An 18,077-nucleotide genomic window follows, 5' to 3' on the forward strand; every position below is an offset into this window, starting at 1 on the left:
TTATCTCTCCCATTTTTCCGGCGGCTGTCCCGACACGGGGCCGCCGTAGGACGAAAACTCGTCGTAGAGCGGAACGTTTTCCAGCCTCCGACTCCACTCCTTGAGGTAATTAAGCTCCCGGACGTGGGGCTGTCTGCCGAAGCAGGCCATGAGACTGTTCAATCCTTCGGACACAATTTCGGGGTCCTTCCGCTCCTGCCCCAGGGAGATAAGAAAATAGGCCCGTTCCTTCTCCGCGAGATCCCGGACCATGGGCGCGGAAAGTGCCCTGGAGAAAAACTGTTCGCTCACGGCCGGATCGTCCGCGTCCGACGCCAGGCGGAGCATCCGGTCACCCCAGACCCCGGAGCCGAAATAGACGAGGCCTATAAGGCAGACCGCCGCCATCACCCCGCCCAAGAGACGGCCGCCTTTCTGGAAATCCTCAGGGGGCGGGGCGTCGAAAAGGGGATGAAGCATCTCCCTGTTGGCTGCGGCGAAGGCGAGAGAGAGCCAGAGGACGTTCTCTATGCGGTGGAAGGGGCGAGTCCACAGGGCGTTGAAGAGGAAAAGGGCAACCATGGCACTCCCCCAATACGCCTCCGGGGAATGGATTTTCTTGCGAAGAAACGCGGAAAAGGCGGAAATCGCCCACCATCCCCAGAGAAACACCATAAGCAGCCCGCCGACGGTACCCGTTTCGGCGAACCACTGGAGAAACTCGTTGTGGGCCCAGTGGGTGTACTGCCATTTCATCCGCGGCCACCGTTTCAGCATCTCCCTCTGGGAGTCCAGGTAATGCCACTTGTACTGCCCGAGCCCCACTCCCCTCAGAGGTCGTGCGGCGTACATGGTCCACGAGGTGGCCCAGATGCTGTCCCGGTTGGCGATGGAAAGGGGGTTTTTCAGCACGTCGTCCATCTTGTGCATCAGGATGCCCCACCGCCCCTCGTTGAGGACCAGGTTGACGCCGAGAACGGCGCAGAAGAGGGCTGCCACGGCGAGGACTTTACCCAGGTTCTTCCTGCCGAGGTTCCGGAGGTAGTAGCAGGAGAGCACCGCAAACCCAGTGAAGAAGGCGAGGATCCCCGAGCGGCTGGTGGTGGAGATCAGGCCCCAGAAGGTGACGGCAAGAAGCATGGTGAGAAGGGCCCGGGTGATCTTTCCGTTTTTTTCGGAGGAAAAGAACAGGAACGTGCCGTTCAGGCCACCGAGGGAGAGCCAGAGGGCGAACATGTTCTGTTGTCCCGTGTTGGCGATGTAATGGCCGGGGGTGGGAAGGATGAAGAACGGAAGGTTCACGGTTTCCCGGACCTGGAGCTCGGCAAAGACAACACTCACGGCACAGTTGACAAGGCATCCCCAGAAAAGGGCCCGGAGCAGCCGTCTTCCGGCGAGCCGGGAGGTGAGGATGTAGACGAGCCAGAGGGAAGCGAAGAAAAACCATTCCTGGAAAAAGGTTTCGGGGGACCGGAGCCCGGACCAAAAGGGCTGGGCCGTCACGTAGAGGAGCAGCAGAAGCCAGATCACGGCGAATCCGTCAATGCTGAAGGCGGTGCGGACCGTGCCCCGGGCGGCGACCGACAATCCGGCCAGGAGACCGCAGAGTGCCACGGGAACCAGGGCGACCGCCCATTTCATGAGATGGAGGGTGGAATAGAAGTAGGGGCCGGAAAAGACAAGGTTCGGCAGCACGAGGGAGACAAAGAGCACAAGGGAGAAAAAAAAACCGTGAAGGAGGAGCGAGTCCGGTTCCTCAGGCGTGGAAAGGCTGCTCCCGCTTTTCAGCGATTCATTCATTCTGCGTCATTCCTCCGTCTCCCCCATATCTTCCTTGAGTTCCACCACGAGTTCCACCACGATTTCCCGCTGAGCGAGTTCTTTCACCTTCCAGACCACTGGTATTCCCTTTTTCCTGTTCTGTTCGACCAGGGCGGCCACGTCCCGGAGGATCTCCCCGATAGGGCCGTCGGGCCCAGCAAAGGAAAGGGGGTTCTTTTTCATCCTCTTCTTCCCGAGTTTCGACGAAGCGGGCGCACGGACCTTCACCCTCTGCTCCACCTCGCCGGCGGCCATGTTTTCCTCAGCCGCCTCCATGGCGAGGGCAATCTGGTCTTCCGGGGGGAGGGACAGAAGCGCCCGGGCCTGTCGTTCACCCAGTTTTCCCTCCATGACAAGACGCTGGACCGGTTCTTCAAGCCGAAGAAGGCGGAGTTTGTTCGCCACGGAAGATTGAGAGCGCCCCAGCTTTCCCGCAAGCTCCGTCTGGGTCCACCCTGAGCGCTCCATGATGGCCTGAAGGCCGGCGGCTTCCTCCACAGCGGAGAGGTTGCTCCTGTGGATGTTTTCCACGAGTGCCAGGATCTGCTGTTCTCCCGGGCCGGCCTCGGTGACGATGGCCGGGATGGTGGAAAGACCGGCCTTCTTTGCCGCCCGAAGCCTCCGTTCCCCCACCACGAGCTCATAGCCCGATTCCACGGCGAGCACCACCACGGGCTGGATAATGCCCACCTGGGAAATGGAGGCCGCAAGATCGTCCAGGTCCCCCTCGTCGAAATGCCGGCGAGGCTGGGCCGGGTTAGGGCTGATCAAATCGACCGGTATTTCGGTGAGCCGCATGGCCTGTCCATCCTCCGGAAGATTCTGTCCGGCATCTTTTTCCTTCCCCATGCCACTCCTCAAAAAATTCAGGACTCCCGCCATGTCGTTCCTCCGGTTTCCAAAGCTTGGACGAAGAAAAAGTTTTACAAGCATTCTACTCCACCGTGCGCCGCCCTATCAAGGGAAATCAACTTAAACCTAAATCCGCAGGCAGTGGGGAGTGTCACCGGAACTCGCTTGGGCGGGGGGTGCAGATTGTCGTTCGTGACAACTGCCCAAGCGAGTCCCGCGGTTCCCTGCGTTCGCCGGTTGCCTGCTTGTGAAACCGACATCCGTGCCGGTTTCTCTCCCCTCAGGCGCCCTTCCCCAGGGGCCTCTCCGCAAAGAGCGCGGAGCGAGATCTCTTCGCCCCTGGGGAGGGCGAATTCACCGTATGCCCGACGATACCCCCTCTGCCTGAAAAACTGAGGTTTTAGGATCAATAGGAACGGTCGGCATTTACAAACCGGGTGTACTCCCGGAGGAAAACGAGGGAGATCTCGCCTGTGGGACCGTTCCTGTGCTTGGCCAGGTTGATGAACGCCCTGTTGTCGTCTTCCTCCCCCGGGGCGCCCGCCTCGTAATAGCCGGGGCGGTACAGCAGCATGACAGTGTCGGCGTCCTGCTCGATGGCGCCGCTGTCCCGCAGGTCGGAGAGCTGGGGTTTTTTTTCCGTCCGCTGCTCCACCGCCCGTGAGAGCTGGGAGAGGGCGATGACGGGGACTTCCAGTTCCCTGGCCACGCCCTTGAGCCCCCGGGAAATTTCCGCCACTTCCTGCTGCTTGTTCTCGATACGCTTCGAAGAGCTCATGAGCTGAAGGTAGTCCACCACGACAAGCCCGAGGTCCTTGTGCCTGGATTTGAAGCGGCGGCACCGCGCCCGGAGCTCCAGGGTGGAGAGCATGGAGCTGTCGTCAATGTAGATCGGAGCCTCGGCGAGCCTTCCGGCCGCTTCTGCCAGGGTCTCCCAGGAAGACTTGGGAAAGGAGCCGTTCCGGAGGTCGTGGATGTTGATCCTGGCTTCGGCGCCGAGCATTCGCTGGACAAGCTGCTCCGCGCCCATTTCCAGGCTGAAGATAAGCACCGGGCGGTTCATTCCCTGGCCGCCGAATTGGGCGATGTTGATGGCGAAGGCCGTTTTTCCCATGGAGGGACGGGCAGCCACGATATTCAGGCTTCCCGGCTGGAATCCGCCCACGAGCCTGTCGAGCTCGTAGAAGCCGGAATTGAAGCCCGCCACGTCCTGGTCCGAACGGTTGTACTGCTCCTCGATCTGGAGGAAGGTCTTGCCGAGAACCTCGCCGATGTGCCGGAAGTTGGTGGTGTTCCTCTTCTGGGCGATCTCGAACACCGCCCGCTCCGCTTCCTCGAGGACCTCGTCCACGTCCAGCTCCTCGGAATAGCCGAGCTTGACTATGGTGTTCCCTGCGGAGATGAGCCGCCTGTGGATGGCCTTGTCCCGCACGATGCCCGCATGGTATTCCACGTTTGCCGTTGTGGGGACGCCGTCCACCAGGGAGGCCACAAAGGGCTGCCCCCCCAGTCGTTCGCTTTTTCCCTGCCTGGCGAGTTCCTCCAGGAAGGTCAGGGGATCCACCGGCTTGTCCCTCTGGGCCATCTCGTAGATGACCTCGTAGGCGGCCCGGTGGTTCAGATCGTAAAAATCCTCCGGCTGAAGAACTTCAAGGACGATATTGAGCGCCTCCCGGTCCATGAGACATGCGCCGAGAGCTGCGCGCTCCGCCTCCGGTGAGACGGGGGGCGTTCTGTCCCACGACGGGAGGGCGGCCATTATTCGCTCTCGACGGTGAGGGTCATCTCCGCCTCGATGCCGGGATAGAGGCGGACGGTGAAGGTATAGCTCCCCGTCTGTTTTACCGTATCGGGCATCCTGATATCCCGCTTGTCCACCGAGGCGGAATGCTGGGCCGCCAAGTTCTCCGCCACCGCCGCGGCGGTAACGCTGCCGAAGAGCTTGCCCGTCTCGCCGGTGCTCGCCCGTACCCGGACGACTTTCCCGGAGAGGCGTTTCTGAAGCTCCCGGGCCTCGTTTTTCAGTTTTTCATCTTTTTTCTTCTTCGCGTCCTTTCGCTCTTTCCACTCTTTCAGGCGTTCCGGGGTGGCCTCCTCGGCAAGTCCCTTCGGGAAGAGAAAATTCCGGGCGTAGCCGTCAGAAGTCTCGACCAGCTCGCCTGCGGCTCCGATCTTGTTCACGTCCTGCTTCAAAATAACCTTCATCGTTCATCATTCCTCCTGAAACGGGTTCGAAAATCAAGCCACATATCCGCTATACCCACCATGACGGTAGCGGTGGAAAGCATAGGCACGAGAACCGCCACTATTATAGCAACGGTCCTGAAGAAACGGCCCGGCCCCCGGTGGGGACTGTCCCCTCCCCCAAGGTAATACCAGTAGAGGGAGAGTCCCTGGAAGAGGAACAAAAAGTTCACGAGCATCCTGACGTTGGTGCCGATGCGCATCGCCATGTTCCATTCCCCTCCCCGCGCCCCGAAGGCGGAAAGAAGCACCGACACCAGAAGGGCGCCGAAGACGCTCTTTGGGAACCTCCACCGGGAGAAGGGCGGCAGGGGAGGAAGGGAGGTTCCGCCGATCCGCTTCAGGACGAAACTGCTCGCAATGTAGCTGAGATAGCAGTCCAGGGCCGCCGACATGCAGAGAATGGTGGGGAAAATGACGGGGAGCACCCGGATGGCTTGGGAAAACTGTTCCTTCACCGCCGACAGGGATTCCCGGGACATTCCCGTAGATTCGTAAAAGCCGAAGATCCTGTCAACCATGGCCTGCATCTCCGCCCCGTCGAGCTGGAAGGGGTTGATGCCCGTCACCCGGGCGGCGATGACCATGAGAAGGAGTTTGCTTCCAAGGGAGAGGAGGATGCCGAAGAGCATCACTTCCACGCCGGAAGAGCACCGCCTGGCCAGGAATCCGAGACCTATGCCCAGAACGCCGAACCCGAGAAGAAAGAAAAGAGAGGACAGGGGGCCGAGGAATACGGCGGTGAGCATGGTGCCTATAGCCAGGCCGAGAGCGGCCTTTTTCAGGTCATGGCGCAGGCCGAGTATCACGAGGGGAGCGGGGGTGAGCAGGGAGAACGCCGCCCCGACGAAGGGGAGAAAATGGGCCGCCAGAAAGAGGATCACGGCAAGGCCCGCAAGGAGGGACGATTCCACCAGGCTTCGTGTGGGGGTCACTTTTTTGGCCTCCTTTCACATCGCCCTGAAGCCGGAAGGCCGGTTCGGGGAACATAAAAATTTCGGAGGAGAAGCTGGGCTCCTCCCCCGAAAAAGGACGTCGTTCCGCTGCGAAGCCTTACTCCACGGAGAAGGGGAGAAGGGCCATGTATCTCGCCCGCTTGATCGCTTCGGTTAGCTGGCGCTGGTGCTTCGCGCAGTTTCCCGTCACGCGGCGGGGCATGATTTTTCCCCTCTCGCTGACGTACTTGCGGAGCTTTTCAACATCTTTGTAGTCCACGTGCTTTATTTTGTCCACGCAGAAGAAACATACCTTCGGCCGGCGCTTCCCGCCTCTCCTGCCGCCGCGGCCTCCCGGGCCGCCGGGTCCTCTGCCTTCGCTTCTGCCTTCATTCACAGCCATTGTGCACTGTCCTCCTTCAAAACCTCTCTGCTAGAAGGGGATATCCGCATCCTCTTCGTTCTGCACCTCGGAAATATCTATGGGGAATTCCTCGTCCTGGGAGCTGAAGCGGCGGTCCTTGCGGACGCTGTCCCCATATCCCGCGTCGCCGCCGAAGGAGCCGGATGACGATTCGTCCTGCCGCTTCGACCCGAGGAACGTCACCCCCGAGGCGACGACATCTGTGGCGTACCGTTTGCCTGAGCCATCCTTCGCCTCATAGCTCCGGACCTGGATCCGGCCTTCCACGAGAACCGGGCTGCCCTTCTTGAGATACCGCTCGCAGTTTTCAGCGGCAGGTCCCCAGACGACCACGGGAATAAAGTCGACGCTCTCCTGCAGTTCGCCGTTCCTGTCCTTCCAGGTATTGTTCACTGCCACGGCAAAACGGGCCATGGCCCGTTTGTCCACTGAATAGCGTATCTCCGGATCCCGGGCAAGGTTGCCCATCAGAATGACCTTGTTGAATCCTCTCGCCACGGTGCTGCCTCCTTATTTTTCTTCAAGACGGACTGTCATCTGACGATAAATATTCGGGCGCAGTCCCATAACACGGTTGAGCTCAACGAGCTGGTCCGGGTTGAGCGAAAAATTGCACACGGCGTAGAAGCCTTCCGTTTTCTTGTCGATGGGATAGGCAAGACGCCTTTTCCCCCAGAAATCGGTCTTGGCCACCTCTCCGCCAAGATTGCGCACGACCTCCTCGACCTTCGCGATCTCTTCTTTCGGATCCTCGATCTCGGCGCTCACAAGCACCATCATTTCATATGGCCGCACGTTCCTTCACCTCCTCCCTTTGGACTTTTGGCCCCTTCCCGCGGAAAGGGCAGGGAAAAACTTGCCCCGGAATTATACCCTATCGCTTCTCCTGAGGCAAGGAATTCTTCTTCACTTCGATCTTGAACACCGTCTCTCCCGGAAAGGAAAGGTTGTACTGCTCCCGTGCGAGATGGGCCACTCCCTCGGGAGTGCTGTAAAAGGCCACCTTTTCCCGGAGTTCCTGAACCGACCGGCTCATGGAGACCAGCACCGCCATCCTTTCGTCCGCCAGCGCCGTGAGGCGGCCTATCTTCCGGAATTCAAGGAAGTAGGCCGTTCCCATGATCGCCGTAAAAAGGAAAACTGCGGCAGCCAGGAGTATCCACCTGAGCCGGAGCATATTACATCCTTTCCGGAGCCGCCACGCCAAGGAGACCGAGGACGGTCGAAATGACCGTTCCGGCGGCTTTCATCAGGAGCAGCCGGGCCTTCATGACCGACTCTTCCTCGCCGAGCACCCGGTTTGCGTTGTAGAAGGAGTGAAAGTCGCCTGCGAGGTCCGAGACGTAGTTCACCAGAATATGGGGGGCCAGGTCCTTCGATGCCTTTTCGACCTCCTTCGGGAAGTCGGCGAGCCGGGAGAGAAGCTTCTTTTCCTCATCGGATCCTAAGATCCCCTCCGGGATATCCGCTCCTGCAGGGACGGCGATCCCCCGGGCTTCGGCCTCGCGAAGAACGCTGCAGATCCTGGCGTGGGCGTACTGGACGTAATAGACCGGGTTGTCGTTGGAGGCCTGCTTCGCCAGTTCGAGGTCAAAGTCGAGATGGGAATCGCTCCGGCGCATGACGAAGAAGAACCGTGCGGCGTCCACGCCGACCTCGTCCATAACATCCCTGAGGGTGACGAACTCGCCGGAGCGGGTCGACATGGCCACCTGCCGGCCATCCCGCAGGAGGTTCACGAACTGGATGAGGAGGATGTCCAGGTCTTCGGGGTTTCTTCCGAGGGATTCCACCCCCGCCTTCATCCTGGGAACGTAACCGTGGTGGTCCGCCCCCCAGATGTCGATGACCCGGTCGAATCCCCGGTCGAACTTTTCCTTGTGGTAGGTGATGTCGGAGGCAAAGTAGGTGGGGACTCCGTTGCTCCGGATGAGCACCCGGTCCTTTTCGTCGGTGAAGTCGGTGGACTTGAACCAGAGGGCGCCGTCCCGCTCGAAGGCGAAGCCCCGGCTCTTCAGGGTTTCCATGGCAGATGGAACGAGATTCCGCTCATACAGGCTCTTCTCGGAAAACCACACGTCGAAGACCACCCCGAAGTCGGCGAGATCCTTCTTGATGGTGGCGAGGATCGTGTCGGCGGCGAAAGCCTTGAAGAAGGGAAGGCTCTCCTCCGGGGGAAGGGCGAGAAACCGGTCGCCTTCGCGCTCCCTGACCGCCCCGGCGATGTCGTAGATGTAGCCGCCCTTGTACCCGTCCGACGGGAAGGGGGCCTTCTCCGGACTGCCGGCGATCTCGAAGTAGCGTGACTGGGTGGAGCGGCCGAGGATATCCATCTGGAGCCCGGCGTCGTTGATGTAGTACTCCCGCTGCACATCCCAGCCCGTGAACTTCAGGATACTGGCGATGATGTCGCCCACGGCGGCGCCCCGTCCGTGCCCCACGTGAAGAGGGCCGGTAGGGTTGGCACTCACGAATTCGACCTGGACTCTTTTGCCTCCGCCGAGATTTGACGAACCATAGTCCTTTCCCCGGGCGAGAATCTCGGCAAGGGTCTCCCCCATCCACCCGGACGAGAGAAAAAAGTTGATAAACCCGGGTCCCGCCGTCTCGACCTTTTCCAGGTACGGGCCGGGGGAGAGCCGTGCCACTATTTTTTCGGCCAGAGCCAGGGGTTTTTCTCCGAAATGCCTGCTCATCTGCATGGCGCAGTTTGTGGAAAGATCCCCCTGGTTTTCCCGCTTCGGCTTCTCGAACACAATTTCGGGCAGTTCGGAGACGGAAATACCCTTTTCCGCCGCGACTTCCCGAAGGGCTCCTTCGACGATTCGCCGAAGGGTTGCCGTAACATCACCCATACACTGCCACCTCCACAAAATCTCTGAGACTATTTAACCCGCAGGGGAAGGGTTTTGGAAGCATAGGCCATCCATTGCTGAACCGATTCGGCCAGGCTCCTTCCGACGCTGTCGTTTATCTCGTCCGTGCTGAGAACGATTTTCGTCCCGGCGGACAGGGTGTTCCGCCGCCTGTTGTGGTACACTGATTCCTCGTATTTCACCCTGTCGAGCGTCCGGTTCACCGACACAGGCATCGTGACCATGTCCGCTTTCGGGGGCAGTTTCAGGGTGAAGCTCTGTTCCACCACGAAGGGGAAACGCATCCGGTATTCACCGGAGGATCGTCCCAGCTCGCCGAGCCACGGCGGCGTCGCCCCCGGGAAGGGGACGAGCATGGCCCCGCCGCTCACGATGGACTGCCTTGGTTCGGCGGGAAGGGTGATCTTCCATCCGTACTTGATGGGGGTGAAGGACGCACTCCCTGCCGGGAAGCGCATCCCCGGGAACAGTTCCGCCGCGAGGCGGTCTATGGAATGTTCGGTCGGCCTTCCCCCGGGGAAGAAAAATCCGACCCATCCGTTGCGGACAAAGATATCCGCCTTGCCCGAGGCAACCCCGTTCACGTCAAGATCGAGAACCCACTCCACGGAAAGGCGGTGCTCGGCGGCGGAGCTGCCGGAGACAGTCCGTCCCTCGAGGCCGCTGCCCGAGGCCGTATAGAGATGCTTGCCCCAGAGGGACGGCGGCGTCTCGCTGGGGCTGCTGCCCTGCTCCAGATCGCAGTAGAACGGGGAAATTCCGGAGATGTTGAGCTCCACCACGGGGCGGATCACCGCCGCTTCAGGCGCTGGAGAGGATGGGTCGAAAGGGTGGGCGGTCAGCCAGTGAATCCTGCTCTCCCAGCCGGCCTTCCGGATCCAGCGGTGCAGAAGAAGGACCTTCTCCCAGTCGGTCCAGGGCCCTTCGCCGGGGATGTCCGGCCGGACGAAAGAGGGAGGGAATCCCTGGGCGAACCCCGGCGCACGGTTCATCCATTCGATAAGCCCCTGTCCCGCCTTCAGCCCATTGGCCTGATCAAGAATATTCCGCACCGCCGCGGGGGGCTGGGGCACAAGAAGGCTCTCCAGGGAGCCCAGGTACCTCGCCAAGGCGTCCGTCCCCTTCCGGGTGCTGAAGGAGAGAAAGGCGCGGTCGTCGCTTTTGAGGGTTCTTCCGCTCCATGGGGGACTGTTCAGCACCTGCCAGGTGTACCGCTCTCCGCCGGCGGCCTTCTCCCTCCGGGGTTCGCCCGCTCCTTCGGAGACAACGGAAAGCTCCATTCCGGCGGGAACATTCACGGCGACCCTCTGCTCCCAGAGGGGCAGCGTCTCGTTGATCCACAGGAAATCCTCCACGGCGAACCGCTTCGGGAGGGCTTCCCGCAGGGAAAGAACGATGATGAACTCGTCCTCGATATCGGGAAAAAGAACCTCGGTGAAGGCGATGCCGTTCACCTGCCCCCTCCTCGGGGGAACAGGGCTGAGAATCCGTCCCGACCCGGGGTCGTAGAGCGCGGCGGAGAGAATCTCGGCGGTTCCTCCCTCGTGAACGGGAATGCTCCACCGGGTCCAGCGGTCGTCGATGCCGCGCCGGGCAAGAATGACCATGGTGGTCTTCCGGGTCATGGAGCCGTCGGCTCCGAGGGAATACTCCAAGTCCTTCAGCCAGATCACCCCATCGCTCCCGGGATAGTCGGAGAAGTGGGGGCATTCCTGAATCATCCTGGGGATATTCAGCGCAGGGCCGGCGCCATAGGCAACGGTCCCTCCCGCGAAGAAAAACGCCAAAAGAAGAGCCGCAATAAACGGGACAGCTCCCGGGCAGGCACTTCTGATCTTCATTGTCATGCTTCCATCCCCTTTCCCGCGCCCGGACCTACTTTCCGGCGCCGCAGCAATACTTGTATTTTTTTCCGCTGCCGCACGGGCAGGGATCGTTCCGTCCCACCTTGGGGCCTTTTCGCACCGGCTTCCGGGGCCCCTCTCCAGCCGGTGCGGGCCGTTCGGCGCTCCCGCCGCTGAAGGGAAGGACGAACTCCCGGCTCTCCCTCAGTTCCGCGGATCTGCCCCTGCCCGTGTCGGACACCACCCGCACCCTGAAGACGAGTTCCGCCACCGATTCCCTGACCCGCTCCATCATTTCCTGGAACAGGTTGTAGGATTCGAACTGGTACTCCAGGAGGGGGTCCTTCTGGCCGATGGCCCTGAGTCCGATTCCCCGGCGCAGCTCGTCCATGGCCAGCAGGTGATCCTTCCAGCCGTTGTCCAGGGTGTGGAGGATGAGAAACCGCAGAAGATCTCCTCCCTCCTCACCGAAGGTTTCTACCTTGCTGAGGAAGCGGCCCCGGATCTCCTCCTTCAAGCCGTCTTTCCGGCCGAGCATGTCTCTGGGGTTGTCCACTCCCTCGAGATGCCCCTCGAGCCCCGGACCGAATATGGCCTTCAGCCTGGCCTGGGCCCGTACCGGATCGGACTCCCCTTCCTCGGGGAAGTACTTCTCGAGGATATCCTCCACCACGCCGTCGATCACTTCCCAGACGCGGTCCACGATGCCGTCGTCCGAGAGAATCTGCTGCCTCTCGGCATAGACGGCCTCCCGCTGCCGGTTCATCACGTTGTCGTAGGCGAGGAGCTGCTTCCGTATGTCGAAGTGCATCTCCTCCACCTTTTTCTGGGCGGAGGCGATGGCCCTGGTAAGAAGGGGGTGTTCGATGGACTCCCCCTCCTCCATCCCCAGCTTCTCCATCAGCCCCTGGATCCTCTCCGAACCGAAGAGGCGAAGGAGATCGTCCTCAAGGGAGAGGTAGAACCGGCTCGAACCGGGATCCCCCTGCCGCCCGGCCCGTCCCCGGAGCTGGTTGTCGATCCTCCGGGCCTCGTGGCGCTCCGTGCCGATGATCTTCAGTCCGCCGAGCTCCTTTACCCGCTCCCGCTCCGCGCGGCACTGCTCCCGGAATTTCTCCAGGAGAGAGGCGTAGACCTCCTGTTCCTTCGAGGGGTCGCGATTCTCCGACCTGAGAGCTTCCTTGGCCAGGAACTCGGGATTGCCGCCGAGAAGGATGTCCGTTCCGCGGCCCGCCATGTTCGTGGCCACAGTGACTGCCCCGAGATGGCCGGCCTGGGCCACGATCTGGGCTTCCCTCTCGTGGTGCTTGGCGTTCAGCACCTGGTGGGGGACCTTCCGGGACTTCAGGAGTTTGCTGATCCTCTCGGAGTTTTCGATGGAGGTGGTGCCCACGAGGACCGGGCAGCCCAGGGAGTGAGACTCCTGTATCTCGTCGGCCACGGCGGCGAACTTTTCGGCCACCGTGCGGTAGATGACGTCGGGATAGTCGTTCCTGATCATGTCCACGTTGGTGGGGACCACGATGACCTCGAGACCGTAGATTTCCTTGAACTCCTCGGCCTCGGTGGCGGCGGTTCCCGTCATGCCCGCCAGTTTGCGGTACATGCGGAAATAATTCTGCAGGGTGATGGTGGCAAGGGTCTGGCTCTCCCTGCCCACCTTGACTCCCTCCTTGGCCTCAATGGCCTGGTGGAGTCCGTCGGAGTACCGCCGTCCCATCATGAGCCTGCCGGTGAATTCGTCGACGATGAGAATCTCCCCGTCTTTGACCACGTAATGGACGTCCTTCTGGAAGAGAACGTGGGCTTTGAGGGCCTGGACTATCCTGTGGGCCAGGTCCGAGTGGGCGGCGTCGGAGAAGAGATCCGGCATCTTCAGAAGTTCCTCGCACCTGGCGATGCCCTCTTCCGTCATAACCACGTTCCGTTCCTTCTCGTCCTTTTCGTAGTCCCGACCCTCCCGGAGCTGCCGGGCCACCCGGTCGGACAGGGTGTACATATCCACGTTGTCGTCGGAGGGGCCGGAGATGATCAGCGGGGTCCGCGCCTCGTCTATGAGGATGGAGTCCACCTCGTCCACGATGCAGTAGGAATGTCCCCGCTGGACGATGTGGTCCTCCGAAGTGGCCATGTTGTCCCTAAGGTAGTCGAAGCCGAATTCGCTGTTCGTTCCGTAGGTGATGTCCGCCCTGTAGGCAGCGAACCGCTCCGCCTGGTCCATGTAGGCGTAGATGACGCCGACCGTGAGGCCGAGAAAGGAGTAAATGGGCCCCATCCATTCGGCATCCCGGCGGGCGAGATAGTCGTTCACCGTCACCACGTGGACGCCTTTGCCGGAGAGGGCATTGAGCACCACCGCCAGGGTGGCTACCAGCGTCTTGCCTTCACCGGTCTTCATCTCCGTGATTTTTCCCTCGTGGAGGGCCATTCCGCCCATGAGCTGGACATCGAAGTGGCGGAGCCCGATGGTCCGCTTCGAGACCTCCCTGACTACGGCAAAAACCTCGGGAAGAAGATCGTCGGGGGATTCGCCGCTTTCAAGGCGCCGTCTGAACTCCGGCCCCTTGTTCCTGAGTTCTTCGTCCGACAGGGCCGCTGTTTCGGGCTCGAGGCGGTTGATCTCATCCGCCTTTTCCCTGTAGCGTTTGAGCGCCCGGTCATTGGGATCGAGGCCCAGGACTTTTTTCAGTTTATCGAGCATTACGTCACCTCAAATGAAAGATCGGCCGCGGGGTGAACTTTCCCACGGCAGTTCACACCAGGACATTATATGCTCCGGGAGTGCACGGGGTCAAAGTATTTCGGCGGAAAAAGGACAGAAGGACGTTCAGTCTGTGAAGAGTTTCTTGCCCTTGACGAGGTAGTCCATGCCGGACCAGACGGTGAGGATCATGGCGACCCACATGAACTGGATGCCGAAAGGAAGATTGAAAATGAGCATGGAGATGGCCACGATCTGGAATACCGTCTTGACCTTGCCTCCCCTGGAGGCGGCGATGACAACCCCTTCGGCGGCGGCGACCATGCGGACGCCGGTGACGACGAGATCCCGTGAGAGGATCACCACCACTATCCACGCCGGAATGCGCTGGAGCTCCACCAGGGAGACGAGGGCGGCCATGACGAGAACCTTGTCGGCCACGGGGTCGATGAACTTGCCCAGGTTGGTCACCATGCCCTTTTTCCTGGCGATGTAGCCGTCTGCGGTATCGGTGAGAGCGGCAAGGATGAAGACCGTCCCTGCGAGAATGTCCCCGAAAGTCACCCGCAGTTCGAGCTCTTCCACGATATACACCGGGTAGGTAAACTTGAAGGTAAGAAAGATAAGCACCAAGGGAGCAAGAAAGACCCTCAGAAGACTCAATATGTTGGGAATATTCCAAGCACTCTTCCTCACGGGCATACCCTCCTTGTGACGGCATTTCGCCTCACAGTCTAGTATAGGAAGCTGAAAAGGACAACGGGCCTTTCCCCCCTCAATCAGCAGGTTTTTCAGGTAGCGGGAGTGTCGCCGGTCTTCGTCCTGCCGGCGGCACTCCCGCTGTTTCCATCCTCTGCGGGCCGCTGTTCCCGGTCCGGCGTTCCTTGCAGGCTGTCAGCCGCCGAGGTAGGCTTCCTTCACCCTGCTGTCCTTGAGCAGATCCTCTCCCCTGCCCTCGAGGACGATGGATCCCACCTCAAGGATATAGGCGTAAGATGCGATCTTGAGCGCCGCGAAGGCGTTTTGCTCCACCAGCAGGACGGTCTTGCCCTGGGCATTGATCTCCCCGATGATGTCAAAGACTTCCTTGACGAGAAGAGGGGCGAGCCCAAGGGAGGGTTCGTCGAGCATCACCAGGTGAGGCCGGCTCATGAGGGCCCGGCCCACGGCGAGCATCTGCTGCTCTCCTCCGGAAAGGGTTCCCCCTTTCTGCCAGGACCGTTCCTTCAGCCGGGGAAACAGTTCGTACACATGGTCCCGGTCACGCTCCACCCCGTCCCTGTCGTTTCTGATGAAGGCACCGAGCTGAAGGTTCTCCTCCACTGTAAGGTGGGGCAAAATCCGCCGCCCTTCTGGGCTCATGGCGATTCCAAGCTTGACCATCTCCTCGGGGGCCTTCCCGACAAGGTTTATAGGTTCCCCTTCAGGCGGGGTGTAGACAATCTTCCCCTTGACGCTCCTCACCAGCCCCGCCACGGCGCGGATGGTGCTGCTCTTTCCCGCCCCGTTGGCACCGATGAGGGTGACGATGCTCCCCTGCGGGATGGAGAGGGAAATTCCCTTGACGGCATGAATGGCCCCGTAGTATACGTTGAGGTCTTCAATTTTCAGCATATTTCACGTACTCCTCTCCGAGGTAGGCCACGATGACTCTCTGGTCCGACTGGATTTCGTCGGGGCCGCCTTCGGCGATTTTCACGCCGTAGTCGAGAACCCAGATGTATTCGCAGACTCCCATGACCACCTTCATGTCGTGTTCGATGAGAAGGATGGTGATGCCGAACCGTTCCCTTATGTTCCGGATGAACTGCATCAGTTCCCGGGATTCCTGGGGGTTCATTCCCGCGGCGGGCTCGTCCAGAAGGAGAAATTTCGGATCCGTGGCGAGAGCCCTGGCGATCTCCAGCCGCCGCTGGGCGCCGTAGGGCAGGGAGGCCGAGTTTTCGTCAGCATACCTGAGCAGGCCCACCGATTCGAGAAGGTTCATGGATTTTTTCCGAATTTCCTCCTCCTCCCTGCGGAAAAGGGGAAGCCCAAGGGGGGCCATCCACCACTTCGCCTTCCTGCGGACGTGGCATCCTATCATCACGTTCTCAAGGACCGTTTCATTGGAGAAGAGGCGGATATTCTGGAACGTCCGGGAGATCCCCGCCCGGCACACCATGTGGGGAGGAATACCGGTGATGTCCCTGCCGTCGAAGAGAACCCGACCCTCCGTGGGTTTGTAGAAGCCGGTCACGATATTGAATACCGTGGTCTTGCCCGCCCCGTTGGGACCTATCAGCCCCACGATCGAACCCCGGGGGACGTCGATGGTGAAATCCCTGACGGCGGTCAGTCCGCCGAACTTCATGGTCACGTTTTCCATGCGGAGTATGGGCTCCTGGGTCGTCATTTCGCTTCACCGCCCCGGGCGGAACGGCCGAACAGCCGGTTCCAGCTTATTTCCCTCATGCCCATGATACCCTCGCTGCGGAAAAGAATGATGAGGATGAGCGAGAGGGAGAAGATGACCATTCTCATCCCCGGAATGCCCGGTATTTCGAAGTCTCCTATTACCAGGGGGTTTTCCACGATCCTGAGCCATTCGAGGAGCACCGTGATAACCACGCTCCCGATCAGACTGCCCGTGATGGAGCCGAGCCCTCCTGCCACGGTGATCATCAGCACGTTGAAGGTCAGGGTGAAGACAAACATCTTCGGGTCGATGGTGGTGACGAGGCTGCCCATGAGGGCGCCGCCCACGCCGGCGAAAAATGCGCCGATAGAGAAGGAGACCACCCTGTAGAAAAAGGTGTTGATGCCCATGTTCTTTGCGGCGATCTCGTCGTCCCGGATGGCCTTGAGCACGTTGCCGAAGTTGCTGTTGACGAGCCTGATGATGAAGAAGAGGGTCAGAAGGAGCCACCCGTAATTCCACCAGAGGTTCGCATAGTTGGGAATGCCCTTGATCCCCAGGGCGCCGTTGGTGATGAAGCTGAGGTTCGTGAGGACCACCCGGATTATCTCGGCGAAGCCCAGGGTGGCGATGCCGAGGTAGTCGCCGCCCAGGCGCAGCACCGGGATGGCGATGAGCAGGCCGCAAAGGGCAGCTATGATCCCCGCCAGGAGCACCGCCACAAAGAAGGGTGCCTGGATCACCGACAGGGGCCAGATGAGAGGCTCGAGGATCCACATGGTCTCCTTCTGGGCAGGGGTCAGGATGAGCAGGGCGCACACGTAGGCACCTATGGCCATGAAGCCTGCGTGGCCGAGGGAAAACATGCCGGTGAAGCCGTAGATCAGGTTCAGGCTGAGGGCGAGGATGGCGTTTACGGCAATCAGGTTGAGCACCTGGATCTTGTAGCCGTCCAGGTTTCCCTGGGCCCACCAGATGAACGCCCCGATACCCGCGATGGCCACGCCGTTGAGGATGAGGTTTCTCGTCCGGGTATTCATATCTTGTCCTCCAGCTTCTCTCCCATGAGCCCTGTGGGCTTCATGAGCAGAATGATGATGAGGAGTACGAAGGCGAAAGCGTCACGGTATCCCGACAGGGTGGGGAAAAAGGCGACCGCCATGATTTCGATGACGCCGAGGAACATTCCGCCGATCACCGCCCCCTGGATGGAGCCGATGCCGCCGAAAACGGCGGCGATGAAGGCTTTCAGGCCCGGGAAGAGGCCCATGAAGGGATGGATCTGGGGATAGCGAAGGGCCCACATGATACCCGATGCGGCTGCAAGGGCAGAGCCGATGCCGAAGGTGATGGAGATGATCCTGTTCACCGACACGCCCATGAGCCTCGTGGTTTCGATGTCCTTCGAGATGGCTCTCATGGCGAGCCCGGGCTTGGTTCTGTAAACGATCCAGAGGAGCCCGAGCACAAGGAAGAGCGTCACCACGGGGACGACGATGGCAAGGGGCAGAATGCGGATTTCTCCGAACTTGATGACCTTCACGAGCCAGTCGGGCCGCGACACGGGTCGAGGAAGACCGGTAAAGATCACGATGCTGAGGTTCTGGATAAAGAAGGACACGCCAATGGCGCTGATGAGGGCGGAAATACGGGGGGCGTTCCTGAGGGGCTTGTAGGCGATCTTGTCCACAAGGACACCGCAGAAGGAGCTGGCGGCCACGGCAAGGACCGCGGCCAGTCCCCAGGGGAGATGCAGCAGTGTAATGGCGAAGAAGATAAAGTAGGCGCCCAGCATGAAGATTTCTCCGTGGGCAAAGTTGATGAGCCTGAGAATTCCGTAGACCATGGTGTATCCGATGGCGATGAGGCCGTAGAGAGATCCGAGTGTTATCGCGTTGAAAAGATGCTGGAAAAACATGCTTCCGCTCATAGAGGTTCCCCCCTGACTTCAAGAAAATGGAGGGTGGAGGCGTTCCCCCACCCTCCGGACAAAGAAGTGCGAA

17 protein-coding genes are annotated in these 18,077 nt (G+C 60.5%); all 17 read right to left on the bottom strand.

Going from position 1 to position 18,077, the window contains the following annotated elements:
• Entirely contained in the window at positions 1 to 1,779 is a 1,779-nt protein-coding gene (locus JMJ95_RS03415; RefSeq protein ID WP_290682660.1) for an O-antigen ligase, read from the bottom strand.
• A gap of 6 nt (positions 1,780 to 1,785) precedes the next feature.
• Positions 1,786 to 2,682, bottom strand: coding sequence for a ParB/RepB/Spo0J family partition protein (locus JMJ95_RS03420; RefSeq protein WP_290682662.1), 897 nt, complete (start codon positions 2,680 to 2,682; stop codon positions 1,786 to 1,788).
• Between the two features lie 376 nt (positions 2,683 to 3,058).
• Positions 3,059 to 4,411: a replicative DNA helicase gene (gene dnaB, locus JMJ95_RS03425; protein WP_290682664.1), complete on the bottom strand. Its 1,353-nt coding sequence runs from the start codon at positions 4,409 to 4,411 to the stop codon at positions 3,059 to 3,061.
• Positions 4,411 to 4,857, bottom strand: a complete 447-nt coding sequence (rplI, locus tag JMJ95_RS03430; RefSeq protein WP_290682666.1) for a 50S ribosomal protein L9 — start codon at positions 4,855 to 4,857, stop codon at positions 4,411 to 4,413. Before rplI ends, dnaB begins: the two co-directional genes overlap by 1 nt.
• A complete protein-coding gene (locus tag JMJ95_RS03435) occupies positions 4,854 to 5,831 on the bottom strand; it encodes a YybS family protein (protein WP_290682668.1) in 978 nt (325 codons plus the stop codon). The genes rplI and JMJ95_RS03435 overlap by 4 nt, the downstream gene beginning before the upstream one ends.
• Positions 5,832 to 5,949: 118 nt before the next feature.
• Positions 5,950 to 6,234: a 30S ribosomal protein S18 gene (rpsR, locus tag JMJ95_RS03440; RefSeq protein WP_290682670.1), complete on the bottom strand. Its 285-nt coding sequence runs from the start codon at positions 6,232 to 6,234 to the stop codon at positions 5,950 to 5,952.
• A 30-nt stretch (positions 6,235 to 6,264) separates the two neighbouring features.
• The gene (locus tag JMJ95_RS03445) at positions 6,265 to 6,753 is read right to left on the bottom strand and encodes a single-stranded DNA-binding protein (protein ID WP_290682671.1); all 489 of its coding nucleotides are present in this window, start codon (positions 6,751 to 6,753) and stop codon (positions 6,265 to 6,267) included.
• A 12-nt stretch (positions 6,754 to 6,765) separates the two neighbouring features.
• On the bottom strand, positions 6,766 to 7,050 hold the full coding sequence (gene rpsF, locus JMJ95_RS03450; protein WP_290682672.1) for a 30S ribosomal protein S6: 285 nt from the start codon (positions 7,048 to 7,050) through the stop codon (positions 6,766 to 6,768).
• A gap of 79 nt (positions 7,051 to 7,129) precedes the next feature.
• On the bottom strand, positions 7,130 to 7,432 hold the full coding sequence (locus JMJ95_RS03455) for a septum formation initiator (RefSeq protein ID WP_290682673.1): 303 nt from the start codon (positions 7,430 to 7,432) through the stop codon (positions 7,130 to 7,132).
• A 1-nt stretch (position 7,433) separates the two neighbouring features.
• On the bottom strand, positions 7,434 to 9,110 hold the full coding sequence (gene argS / locus JMJ95_RS03460; RefSeq protein ID WP_290682675.1) for an arginine--tRNA ligase: 1,677 nt from the start codon (positions 9,108 to 9,110) through the stop codon (positions 7,434 to 7,436).
• A 29-nt stretch (positions 9,111 to 9,139) separates the two neighbouring features.
• The gene (locus JMJ95_RS03465; protein ID WP_290682677.1) at positions 9,140 to 10,978 is read right to left on the bottom strand and encodes a hypothetical protein; all 1,839 of its coding nucleotides are present in this window, start codon (positions 10,976 to 10,978) and stop codon (positions 9,140 to 9,142) included.
• A 28-nt stretch (positions 10,979 to 11,006) separates the two neighbouring features.
• Complete coding sequence (secA, locus tag JMJ95_RS03470) at positions 11,007 to 13,676, bottom strand: preprotein translocase subunit SecA (RefSeq protein ID WP_290682679.1); 2,670 nt, start codon at positions 13,674 to 13,676, stop codon at positions 11,007 to 11,009.
• Positions 13,677 to 13,802: 126 nt separating this feature from the next.
• Positions 13,803 to 14,378, bottom strand: a complete 576-nt coding sequence (gene pgsA / locus JMJ95_RS03475) for a CDP-diacylglycerol--glycerol-3-phosphate 3-phosphatidyltransferase (protein ID WP_290682681.1) — start codon at positions 14,376 to 14,378, stop codon at positions 13,803 to 13,805.
• Between the two features lie 192 nt (positions 14,379 to 14,570).
• A complete protein-coding gene (locus tag JMJ95_RS03480; RefSeq protein ID WP_290682683.1) occupies positions 14,571 to 15,290 on the bottom strand; it encodes an ABC transporter ATP-binding protein in 720 nt (239 codons plus the stop codon).
• Complete coding sequence (locus JMJ95_RS03485) at positions 15,277 to 16,071, bottom strand: ABC transporter ATP-binding protein (RefSeq protein ID WP_290682685.1); 795 nt, start codon at positions 16,069 to 16,071, stop codon at positions 15,277 to 15,279. Before JMJ95_RS03485 ends, JMJ95_RS03480 begins: the two co-directional genes overlap by 14 nt.
• A complete protein-coding gene (locus JMJ95_RS03490; RefSeq protein ID WP_290682687.1) occupies positions 16,068 to 17,114 on the bottom strand; it encodes a branched-chain amino acid ABC transporter permease in 1,047 nt (348 codons plus the stop codon). Before JMJ95_RS03490 ends, JMJ95_RS03485 begins: the two co-directional genes overlap by 4 nt.
• Entirely contained in the window at positions 17,111 to 18,004 is an 894-nt protein-coding gene (locus JMJ95_RS03495) for a branched-chain amino acid ABC transporter permease (protein WP_290682689.1), read from the bottom strand. Before JMJ95_RS03495 ends, JMJ95_RS03490 begins: the two co-directional genes overlap by 4 nt.
• Positions 18,005 to 18,077: the final 73 nt, after the last annotated feature.

Source organism: Aminivibrio sp., assembly GCF_016756745.1.
GTDB lineage: Bacteria > Synergistota > Synergistia > Synergistales > Aminobacteriaceae > Aminivibrio.

Bases quoted from the DNA above. Each gene is read 5' to 3' on its own strand.
- JMJ95_RS03415 (WP_290682660.1), bottom strand. From the start codon at position 1,779: ATGAATGAATCGCTGAAAAGCGGGAGCAGCCTTTCCACGCCTGAGGAA.
- JMJ95_RS03420 (WP_290682662.1), bottom strand. From the start codon at position 2,682: ATGGCGGGAGTCCTGAATTTTTTGAGGAGTGGCATGGGGAAGGAAAAA.
- dnaB (WP_290682664.1), bottom strand. From the start codon at position 4,411: ATGGCCGCCCTCCCGTCGTGGGACAGAACGCCCCCCGTCTCACCGGAG.
- rplI (WP_290682666.1), bottom strand. From the start codon at position 4,857: ATGAAGGTTATTTTGAAGCAGGACGTGAACAAGATCGGAGCCGCAGGC.
- rpsR (WP_290682670.1), bottom strand. From the start codon at position 6,234: ATGGCTGTGAATGAAGGCAGAAGCGAAGGCAGAGGACCCGGCGGCCCG.
- JMJ95_RS03455 (WP_290682673.1), bottom strand. From the start codon at position 7,432: ATGCTCCGGCTCAGGTGGATACTCCTGGCTGCCGCAGTTTTCCTTTTT.
- argS (WP_290682675.1), bottom strand. From the start codon at position 9,110: ATGGGTGATGTTACGGCAACCCTTCGGCGAATCGTCGAAGGAGCCCTT.
- JMJ95_RS03465 (WP_290682677.1), bottom strand. From the start codon at position 10,978: ATGACAATGAAGATCAGAAGTGCCTGCCCGGGAGCTGTCCCGTTTATT.
- secA (WP_290682679.1), bottom strand. From the start codon at position 13,676: ATGCTCGATAAACTGAAAAAAGTCCTGGGCCTCGATCCCAATGACCGG.
- pgsA (WP_290682681.1), bottom strand. From the start codon at position 14,378: ATGCCCGTGAGGAAGAGTGCTTGGAATATTCCCAACATATTGAGTCTT.
- JMJ95_RS03480 (WP_290682683.1), bottom strand. From the start codon at position 15,290: ATGCTGAAAATTGAAGACCTCAACGTATACTACGGGGCCATTCATGCC.
- JMJ95_RS03485 (WP_290682685.1), bottom strand. From the start codon at position 16,071: ATGACGACCCAGGAGCCCATACTCCGCATGGAAAACGTGACCATGAAG.
- JMJ95_RS03490 (WP_290682687.1), bottom strand. From the start codon at position 17,114: ATGAATACCCGGACGAGAAACCTCATCCTCAACGGCGTGGCCATCGCG.
- JMJ95_RS03495 (WP_290682689.1), bottom strand. From the start codon at position 18,004: ATGAGCGGAAGCATGTTTTTCCAGCATCTTTTCAACGCGATAACACTC.